Source organism: Vreelandella rituensis (assembly GCF_003336665.1).
GTDB lineage: Bacteria > Pseudomonadota > Gammaproteobacteria > Pseudomonadales > Halomonadaceae > Vreelandella > Vreelandella rituensis.
In genome coordinates, this window is sequence record NZ_QPIJ01000085.1 from 1 (window position 1) to 9,765 (window position 9,765).

General features: G+C 55.2%; 7 protein-coding genes and 3 pseudogenes. 3 read left to right on the forward strand and 7 right to left on the reverse strand.

The features are described from left to right. Positions 1-392: 392 nt before the first annotated feature. The 3 genes and pseudogenes from DU506_RS19740 to DU506_RS19750 form a co-directional block, all read right to left on the reverse strand. Positions 393-1,753 (reverse strand): annotated as a pseudogene (locus tag DU506_RS19740) (IS1380 family transposase). Between the two features lie 242 nt (positions 1,754-1,995). Continuing rightward, positions 1,996-2,553: a DUF305 domain-containing protein gene (locus DU506_RS19745; RefSeq protein WP_114488577.1), complete on the reverse strand. Its 558-nt coding sequence runs from the start codon at positions 2,551-2,553 to the stop codon at positions 1,996-1,998. Positions 2,554-3,025: 472 nt separating this feature from the next. Next, on the reverse strand, positions 3,026-3,562 hold the full coding sequence (locus tag DU506_RS19750; RefSeq protein ID WP_114488578.1) for a PRC-barrel domain-containing protein: 537 nt from the start codon (positions 3,560-3,562) through the stop codon (positions 3,026-3,028). A 415-nt stretch (positions 3,563-3,977) separates the two neighbouring features. Between DU506_RS19750 and DU506_RS19755 the strand changes: the two genes are divergently transcribed. Together DU506_RS19755 and DU506_RS19760 are read left to right on the forward strand one after the other, a co-directional pair. Next, positions 3,978-4,718 (forward strand): PRC-barrel domain-containing protein, encoded by a 741-nt coding sequence (locus tag DU506_RS19755; protein WP_114488579.1) that lies wholly within the window; start codon positions 3,978-3,980, stop codon positions 4,716-4,718. 330 nt (positions 4,719-5,048) lie between these two features. Continuing rightward, positions 5,049-6,059 (forward strand): hypothetical protein, encoded by a 1,011-nt coding sequence (locus DU506_RS19760; protein WP_114488580.1) that lies wholly within the window; start codon positions 5,049-5,051, stop codon positions 6,057-6,059. A 433-nt stretch (positions 6,060-6,492) separates the two neighbouring features. Here DU506_RS19760 and DU506_RS19765 read toward each other — a convergent pair whose 3' ends face one another. After that, a complete protein-coding gene (locus DU506_RS19765) occupies positions 6,493-7,185 on the reverse strand; it encodes a hypothetical protein (protein ID WP_114488581.1) in 693 nt (230 codons plus the stop codon). A 256-nt stretch (positions 7,186-7,441) separates the two neighbouring features. Here DU506_RS19765 and DU506_RS21810 point away from each other — a divergent pair, with 256 nt between their 5' ends. After that, positions 7,442-7,606, forward strand: a complete 165-nt coding sequence (locus DU506_RS21810) for a hypothetical protein (RefSeq protein WP_181870835.1) — start codon at positions 7,442-7,444, stop codon at positions 7,604-7,606. Positions 7,607-7,610: 4 nt separating this feature from the next. On the opposite strand, the gene DU506_RS19770 is transcribed toward DU506_RS21810, so the two are convergent. From DU506_RS19770 to DU506_RS19775, 3 genes and pseudogenes are all read right to left on the reverse strand, one after another. After that, positions 7,611-8,930: a DUF2254 domain-containing protein gene (locus DU506_RS19770; RefSeq protein ID WP_114488582.1), complete on the reverse strand. Its 1,320-nt coding sequence runs from the start codon at positions 8,928-8,930 to the stop codon at positions 7,611-7,613. Between the two features lie 157 nt (positions 8,931-9,087). After that, a pseudogene (locus DU506_RS22940) lies at positions 9,088-9,210 on the reverse strand (IS1595 family transposase); the annotation flags it as partial. Further along, positions 9,209-9,467 (reverse strand): annotated as a pseudogene (locus tag DU506_RS19775) (IS1595 family transposase); the annotation flags it as partial. The pseudogenes DU506_RS19775 and DU506_RS22940, both read right to left, overlap by 2 nt. Between the last annotated feature and the right edge of the window lie 298 nt (positions 9,468-9,765).

Below are 9,765 nucleotides of genomic sequence, written 5' to 3' on the forward strand. Positions count from 1 at the left end.
GGCACCTGCCTTCGTCCTGCCTGAGCGACGCGAGCGGTCTTATCCTCGATCGGTCAGGCGCCGACCACAGAAATACCCCACCAAGAAAAATGCCAGTCAGCGTTAACTGACTGGCATTACTACCGCGGGCGTGATGAATAAAGCGGGTTCATGGTAGTCAATCTCCTGAATCCGTGAAGCTGGCGCCGACACTTTCCCTATCATCGCCAGCGAGCATTTTTTGACCTCCGATCCCGTCCCAATCACCGAACGCATGTTGGCTATGGCCAACCATTGCTGCGTCGGCCGGCGACGATGCCCCGTTTTGTCATGCATTTCTATTCACCGGGCTCGGTGATGCTGGCCGCTGGTGACCATCAGCCCTCTGCTGGGTAGCTTTGTCCGACAGGCAATCAGCATGGCGTGCCTCGGGGATAGCGCAGACGACGTCGCAGGCTGTTCAACACCGTCATGCGCCCAATGTCCTGCCCGAAGTCGAGGATGATCTGCCGCGCCTTGTGGATCACGAGGGCGGCACGATGCACCAGTTCTTGCAATACTGTCCGTATCCGGCGCCGCTTGGCGGGATGGCGGACCGGACTTAGCTCGCCGGTCATGCCCAGTTGCCCCATCAGTCGCAGGATGTTGTAGGCCAGCTGGGCGAGATGCAGGATCAGATCGTTGGTGGCGAACTTGCCCGAGGGCAGCCGCTCCAGGTCGAGATCGGTCTTGATCTCGCTATGGAATTGCTCGTGGGTGGCATGCGCCTGATAGCGCTTGATCACCGCCTCCGGTGCCTCGTCCAGGCTGGTCCACCAGCCTTCCAGTTCATATTCCGGTTCGAGCAACAGTTGGCCATCGCGATCGGCGGTACGCTCCACCAGGCGCATCACGCGCTTGACGACATAGTCGACCTTGTTATCGTCGCGGATTGAGACAGTCTGTGCCCACAGCGCCTGGCGTTTGCCAAGGCGCAGCTCTTCCCAATAGTCCGCCGCCACTGCCCGCCAGGTGTCCTGATCGGCCGTGGCCGAGCCACGCGGGTTCCATTTGACGAGATAGTCGAGCTGGCGGCCCATGTCAGCAAAGGCCTGCCGCTGCCGTTCAAGCAGTGCCAGATGTGCCTGGCTGTCGAAGCCGCTGTCCTCACGCAGCAAGATGGGGTTCTCCGTCAGGCCTTGGGCGCGGGGCAGCACCCGCTCCAGGAAGGCGTTGCTCTCCTTCATGGTGTGCTGCTTGCCGGGACGCAGCTCCAGGCCCAGACACCACCCTTAGTTGCCCAGATAAGCGGCGATCGGGGTGTAGCCGTCGACCTTCTTGTAGGTCCGCGAGACGCCTTCCTTCTTTGAGTTGCTGTTGTCCATGACGAAGGTGTCGATATCCAGGCAGACATGCGTCGTCTCGGCGGTGATCGGTGCCTCCGCCAAGACAGCAGCGTCGTGGACCAGCTGGCGGTGTGCGTCTGCAGGTCGTTGGCGGCGAGTTTGTCCAGCCGCTGTCGCAGCGTCGCCGTGCTCGGCACCTTCTGCAGGGTCAGCAGCTGTTGGAAGGGCTTGTCGCGGCGGACGTTTTCGATGGCGTCATAGTCGCTCATGCCCAGACACAACAGGCCCAGGTAGCTCTTGACCACGTCGCTGGTGCGCATGCCCAGCGTGGTGGGGAAGCGGCTATCGATACTGTCGACACCCGCGATCTCGACGCACTGCCCGATGATGGATAGCCCGGCGTGGCTGGTGAGGGTGCGGCGACTGGTGCGGAACTTGACGTTGGGCATGGAACTGTCTGGGTGAATGGCGATGCCCGCTATTTTGCCATGAAGATCAGTGGGTTAGAAGTGCTACAGGGGGGCCAGTCTCACGGATTCAGGAGTATGTTGGACTGCAAGCCCAAAAAATGCCGTTTAACATTTGGCGTTCATCATGGTGTGGACGACCAATTGTTTTCGCCAGCGATACCGATACACAAGGTATTTGATGAGATCCCGGCACTGAGCAGGAATGCCATAAACTATCCGACTCATTGCACTACCTGTTCGATCTTGCGCTCCATTTCAGGCGTTATCTTGGTGGAACGAGGAGGAAGATTTGCCTCTCCCTGTTCTCCATTTTGTGAAATATCATTTAGGAGCAGCTTCATTTCAGCTATTTCACGGACCTGAGCCGCAATGATCTGATCCGCAAGCTCGCGAACGCGTGGATCGCTGATGGATGCCCTTCGCGAGTTGTTTATGGCAATTGAATGGTGGGGGATCATAGACTTCATGAAATCGACGTCCCCGATTAGCGCCTGCGTTCTATTCACGAACAGCAAAATCACGGCGAACAATAAGGCCAAAACAAGCACCGCGATCTTGGTTTTCATTCCTTTGTACATAGACCACATGAAGGCCAGCATTACGACAGTCATGACGCACCCCATCACCAATGAAGCGGTCAGACGGTTTAAGCTGAGCATTGCGTGATCGAATGAATAGACAAGCTGATACATCAAGAAAAACATGATGAAAGTCGATGTCGCGATCATCGCCGCAAATCGGCCCCAGCCCATTCCCATCATCTGCTTTTGTTGTTCCATTTTTGGTTCTCCTTCGTTTATACAGTTTGATTCCTGTGTTCAGAGACAAAAAGAATCTAAAATGCGTTGCTTGGTGATTTTCTTTTAAAAGATATAAAGCAATTCCATCTTTCTCCCCTGTTGTGGTCGGTCGAGATCAGGGCAGTTCTAGGCTTTCATTTCTCTTTGCGGTTATTTGATCGCTAGGCAACTTGATGAATATCTCGCCAGCTGTCGCGCCTTGCCGGTATCGCTGTCTGTTTATTGTTTCCTTTCTTAGCCCATTTTTCCCACCTTAGATAAACGCTGTATAAATCTCGACTCTGCTGCTTGGAAGCTAAAGCGGGAATTCATTCAGCTTTTACCGAGTAGCTTTTAAAGACGTTTTTTAATTAGCTTTCTACTGATACAAATCCGACTGCTCGATATCACTCTGCGAGTAGGGCATGATCATTGCCCAATCCGCGTTGATCCAACCGAAATCGGTGGGTACTCAGTAGTTGGTGGTTTCCATGCCACCCGGGTCGATGACCGCGCTCGTGGCCTGCCCCTGTTCATGCATGACCAAGTCCTCGATCTCCGCGTAGGGTGAACCATCGATATGTACGCCCATGCCGAGCATAGCTCTGGCACTGAATTGGTTCTGACCGAAAAGCTCCGCTGGCGAAAGCGTGACCTGCTGATTGCCGAATTCTGAAGGCTGCTGCCCGATAGACAAAAGGACATCGCTGGGTTCGAAGAGCTTTACTGGCCACTCGACGGTCCGGAAACCACGTGCCACGGCGTTGCCGTTGGAGTAGATCACCAGCGACTGGAGATTGTCCTGATCGTCGAATATCACATCGGTGACTTCACCAACTTTGGTGTTCTCACCTGCGATCACGTCATCTCCCAACAACTGGTTGATCGTCCAACTCGAGGCGGGGTCGCTGCGTTGATTCTCCCAATCATTCAGGTTTTCTGGCGCTGCCATTGCCGTAAAAGGCAGTGCAGCGGCAAAGAGCGGAATTAAGCGGTTTAGGTGTTTCATAATGGTTTTCTCCGACACTCAACGGTTAAAAAACGATTGAGTTATGGCTGGCCGAGATATGTCTCATACCTAGTACCCTTAAAGGGGAGACAGTATCTTCCCTTGCCTGAATACTCGATGAGATGCGCTCGGTTACCTATTGCACTTAGGTTTGGCCACGTTAATCCCACAATCCATTGTACTTATCGTAGTCAAAGGCTGATACATTGTCTAAATCTGCTTCGTCATAAGGAAGCGTGTATGCACTGTAGCCGGGATCCCGTACCGATGAAACACGGTACCTCCAGCATTGCCACTATTTCGTGAGGCACTGTTACCCTTAGCATAATAAATGTTAAAGATAACCGGTAGAGCTTTACCCTTCGAAGAAGGGCTTCTAGGTTGATATGTGAATACTTAATAGGAAATTCATTTTATGAGAATTTCACAATCGGCTTCTGTTTTAGCCTTCGCTATTGCTTCCGCCACGGTAGCAACCCAGACCCAAGCAGAGGAATACAACGGCGATGTAGCAGCCATCAGCGAGTGGAATTATGACACCCTCTATGACGAAGGCGGCATGACCGCTGAAAGCTTGATGGATACCGAGGTATTCGGTATTGAAGACGAAGAAATTGGGAGTGTTGAGAACGTACTACTGAACGATCAGAACGAAATTGTAGCTATTATCGCCCAAGTGGGTGGATTCTGGGACATTGGCGACACGCACGTCCTGGTTCCTTGGGAAGAGGTTAACGTTCATGAGGAAGGCGTCTCGATTCCGATTCACGAAGACAATGCCGATGAGTACGGTGTTTTCGACGAAGATTATATTACGAAAGGGGATCTATCTTACATCTCGCAAGTTGATGATGACGCCACTACTGGCTCGCGAATCTGGAAACTTACCGACCTGCTGGATGACTATGCAAGCGTAGGGGAAGGTAACGGTTATGGCTACATAGATAACGTCCTGTTTAGCACAGAAGGGAAAATCCAGGCGGTGGTAATCGAAGCCGACTCTACTTACGGTGGCGAGGCCTATGCCTATCCCTTCCATGGTTACGATGCTGGCTGGGATCCCAGTTATAGCACCTATGTGCTTCCCTACGACGAGGCAGACCTGGACAACGTATCACCCTTTGATTACGACGAATACGATGGCATTTGGGATTAACAGACTTGAGTTTAATTGCATCAGGTAATAGAACACATCGCATCTCGTATTAAAGTAAGGGGAGATGGTATCTCCCCTTACTTTCACTTCACCCTCTTTATTGAGAAACGCAGTATCGGGGCTCATGGGTTGGAAGCCAATTTCCGTGACAAGGCATTGTATATAAAGCCAGTTGATTGACGATGGCTCGGATCGAGTGGCTGGTTCGCATCATTTTAGCGGCTTGTTATTGAGTGCAGAAGTGGCAGTAACAAAAAGGTATGCAAGCTGCCCTTGAACGCCTACCTCTCGTTTGATCGTCTCTGTATCGCACTGCTAACGAGGTTTCACATGACAGATACTACTCTTCATGCCAGATCGTCCAATGCGAACCGGTCCACACTGGGTGCGGTTATTGTCGGTACGATCGTGGCCCTAGGTCTGATGGTGTTGTTCACGCTTCTAGGTGTTGCTATCGGCGTCGCAAGTCTTGAGGCCGTCGGACAGGGGCTTGGCGTCGGCGCGGCGATCTACATTATCGTAACGCAACTTATTTCGCTTGCCGCCGGAGGGTTTGCCGCAGCGCAGTTCATGTCTACGGCCAATGCGAGCGTCGCAGCGCTGGCCGGCGCTGCGGTCTGGGCGTTGACCACACTCATAGTAGCTTTCGGGGGCATCAACGCTGGCACATCGGCAATCAGTTCGTCCACGTCTCTTGTCGCGCAGACCGCAAAAACAACGGCCAGTGCCGTCCAGGCGATTGCTCCTGATGATGTTTCGCTCCCGAACATTTCGGAGATCGCCGGGTCGGTCTCGATGGCAGATCTTCCGCCAGAGCTTCAGCAAGCACTCCAGGACGCTGACGTGACCCCCTCGCAGTTGCGCACCGAGGCCCGCGAGGCTTTCCGCAACGTGATTAGCCAGCAGGAGATGAGCCGGGCCCGGTCACTCCTCTCCGCAACGCTGTCCGACATCGCGGCGCAACCGACCTCGTTTTCCGAAGAGGTGAACCAAATGCTAGACCAGTTGCTTACAGGCGAGAATGCTATCATCAGTGAGGAGGATCTATCCGAAGCAAAGAGTACTTTGCAGACGCGTCTCGGCATCACCGAAAACGAGTCGCAGCAGCTAGTCGACGCGGTGCAAAATTCATTTAACTCAGCGATAGAGACTCTGCGCCAGACTGCTTCCGAGTTGCAGGATCGTTTGGTCACCGCAGTAAATAATGTCCAGAGTGCCGTCTCTTCGGCAGCGCTGTGGCTTTTCATTGCCTCTCTCCTCAGCCTCGTCGCCGCAGCTGGAGCAGGCCTCTACGGTCAGCGTGATGTCAGCTACCTACTCCCCCGCAAGTGGCGCAGCTAAGTGACTATGCATAATTAATAATGCACGTTGAGCCGTAGCCACTGAGCACGTGATGTACCTCCTCACAGGGGCGGTCAAACGATAGATAGCCCCCAAGGGCAGCCAGGAGAATTTGCCCTGCCGTCAAAGGATCCCGAAAAGATCCAGCTCCGGTGAGGAGGCAGATAAGGTGCACGCGATGTGACTTAATTTTCAGTATCTTGCTGATTTTGTTGATGATATACACTTGATTTGCTTAGCAGGATGGCACACGCACGGCGGCGTAGAGCGTGCTTCTCTCCATGGTAATAGGTAAAGGTCCGCCTTCTGCTCAGACTCGGTGAGAGGGGTAATAAAACGAATTGCCATGGTTCCATCTGTGCCAGAGATCCTAGACTGAATAGCCGGTCATCAAAGGCTGGCAATCCCTGCCTGTCTCTGCCAAAACCTGACCCTAACGGACGAGCTCTGCTGTGCGCCGTGTGGTCGAGCCGAACCACAAAGGTTTGTCGACGACGAACTTCATTGAACGTTTCACCAGGCCTTTGCCGGGGAAGAAGCCGAGATCGAGCCACAATCGGATCACCGCCTGAGCCTCAAGATCGATGGTCTGCTCGAGTGGCACCAGGAAACCTTCGTAATCACCCGCCGGAGTCGTGTACCGTTCTCGAGTGATGGGCATGACTCGGTGCTGGTACTCACCCTTGTGTACAACCTCTTGCGTCTCTCTGTTAACGACCGTAGCTCTGCCAGAGGCACTCCATGGCCGGTCGGGCACGATCCTGTTGGGAAGCAGTACCACGGGCGGCTCGTACAGCACGGTCTGGCCTTGCGTCAGCACGTCCAGGCCGGTGAGCAGCACACTGCCATCCCGGCGCTTAAAAAGATGGAGGATGTTGTAGTCGCCAAATCGAGCTTCCCAGCGGCCTTCACCGCCTGTGGAACTCAGTTCCAGCACGACCTGCCGCCCCTCTCCGTCACCGTCCACCACCTCGAACGTGCTTTCACCGGGAACCAGAGGGAAAAGCTCCCCAGCCTCAACCTCTTGAACCGTCAGCGTCGACGGCACCGACGTCTCCGCGAGGGAGATCCCGGCGGTGCAGAGGCCGACGCCGATCAGTATCGCTTGTGCGTAAGACAGGTACATTGCATCTCTCCTGGAGTCCGTACACTTGTGCCAATGAAGCGACGTCAGCGGGAGAAACAGCGGCCACTGGCTGGGGTTTGTGGACGCCTTCCGGAAGCGCTTCCTGGCAAAAAAATCGCGACCCCAGCCTTCTCCGCTGGAGTATAGACAATGCCCGGTCAGCCGCCACCGCAGCCGCGACGTAGACGTCGTAGACCCGAGGGGTAGTCCGTGGGGTCCCGGTCAATCGAGCATCCGCGCTACGGCGACGCACGGCATGGCAGCCGCCGTCGGGCTTGGGGGTCGGCCGCTTTCCCGTATTCAGGTGGGTGATTATCTACTCGAATGGCTGATGCGGCGCCTCGGCTGGCGGGTCACCCCCACGGAAGACGTCGCCGGGCCGTTGGTCTGCCCCGGAAAGGTTGTCTTCCTCGAGAGATGACTTTTTACTTTAATGCCATTTGAGCTGCCTGATAGCTGCGCTCAATGTCGGCAATGTCGGAGGCTTCCGATGCCCCGCGGCGGCCAGCTTCGGCGATGATGATGGCGTGATCGAGCAAAGCGTCGCGTTGGCTGGACAGGCGGACGTTGCCCGCGAGCTGTGCGATGATGCTGAGCATCTGGATGATGACCGCGGGGTGGGTGGCTGCGGCTTGCCGGATCTGGTGGAAAGCGACGTCCACGAAACCACGGAAGCTCGACGCTCGGCCGACCACGCGCACCACGCCGGCCGCATCGCAAAACACCTCAGGCTGGAGGTCCCGTCGCATCATTTCGCTAAGCGAAGCGCCCAAGCGATCGATAACGGCAATGGCGGTGAAGGGATCGTTGATGCCTGACGAAAGTGCGCGCACGGCGATTTCGACCAGGTGGCGCATTGAGAACTCCAGATCCTGGACCGGTGTGCGCTCTTCACCGATCAGGATCGCACCTTCGATCTCGGTCGCCAGATCCGGCCCGAGCAGGCGCCCTGGATAGATATCGGCCTTGTGCGATCCGCGAAAGATGAAATGACCGGCACGCAAGTCCAGGCGGATGACCGCCTTGTGCCGGCAGGCGATTTCCACGAGCCGCTCATACTCGATCGCCTGCACATAGCCTTCGCCGGACAGCCACAAAGAGGCCGCATGTTCCTCGAAGTCGGCTGGCAGCGCGTCATCCGCCGTCGGGCGCTCGACGAGCGATTGGCCGTCGCTCTCGGTCGGCAGTAGGCGTGAGATCGCATTGCGAAGATCTCTGTCGACACGCCGGATCGCTGTATCGGAAATGATCGACCGAGCTAAAATGTGGATAAAAAACAGCAGTGCGAACAGGTTGATGAGGGCGAGCGCGGTCCCGAGCGTGACCGCAATGTGCGGCACCGCGGAAATGTCGAGTTCGCTGTTGAGGGTACGAAGCACTAGCAGGCAATAAATGATGGTCATCAGGAAGATGCCGAACACGAGCTGTGTGCGGAGATCGCCCATGAAGTTGCGGACCAGTCGTGGTCCGAGTTGGCTGGCGGCGAGCGTCAATACCACCATGGTGATCGATATGACGAGTGTCGCCATTGTGACCATTGAGGAAAAGACGGTCGATAGCAAATTGCGGGCGTCTTCCGGCCCGCCGCTATGGAGCCAGAACTGCCGAGCCTTCTCCTCCGGCAGGGTGGCATCGAGGTTGAGGGCGATGACAGCCAGCCCGATCGCGCCGACAGCCATGAGCGTGGGCACAAACCAGAAGCTGGTCCGCAGGGTGGTCCAGAAATTGTAGAGACGGCTCAGCATGGTCGTCCTCGCAGGATAGAGATAGTTGGGGCTTGCGTATCTCCCTCTAGAACGTAAAGGTGCTATGTCATTATTTTCTAACCACCTTGTCCAAAAATGGGCAGAGGGAATTTCTTGCTTCCTGACGTTCCTTGAACGTCGCCATTACCTAATCTGATTACGTATATGGCTCAGCCAGCTTAACCAGTCGGTACGGCATCGGCGGTGTTCTCGCCGCCACTGTCAGAAAGCGCGGAATGATGGCCTTAAGGTCATAGCACCCATTGAAGCGATACTCGGCCGATCTCGCGGGACAGTGGCAGCGCCGAGAGGCCAGTCTTGCGTTGGTTCAGTAGGTAGATGGCCAAAAACCAGATAGTGAGTGGCACATGGATGGCATGGAAGATGGTGCCGGCGGTGATCCGTAGGTGAGGCACACGGACCCCTTGGGCCAGCAATGCTGGAAGAGGGCCTCCCGGCAAGCGCTTCCATGGCGTACTGGTCGAGAAACGCAGGCAATGACAGGCCGAGCTGGAACTGGATGGGATTGCGAGCCATGGCACTAATTCCTTGACTGCCCAGATGCCTTCCAGTGTAGACCCGGGCCGACGTGATAGCTGATCAACATGCGTCATCAGGAAAATATATGGAAAGTAAAGGCAGCCAGCGATGAAATAGCTCGATAAACATTACCCAAGATTTAAGAAAAAGTTGAGTTATCGCCCATTCGCTTCTTCTAGCAGTCTGTCGGATTAAGGGGCGCGAATCGCAGAAGCAGCGTCCCTTCGTTGGTTTTTCCGCAGGGTAAGCAATCCTGCGGTTGGAAAGGCGCTTTCGCCTTCTACAGCCTTGTCTT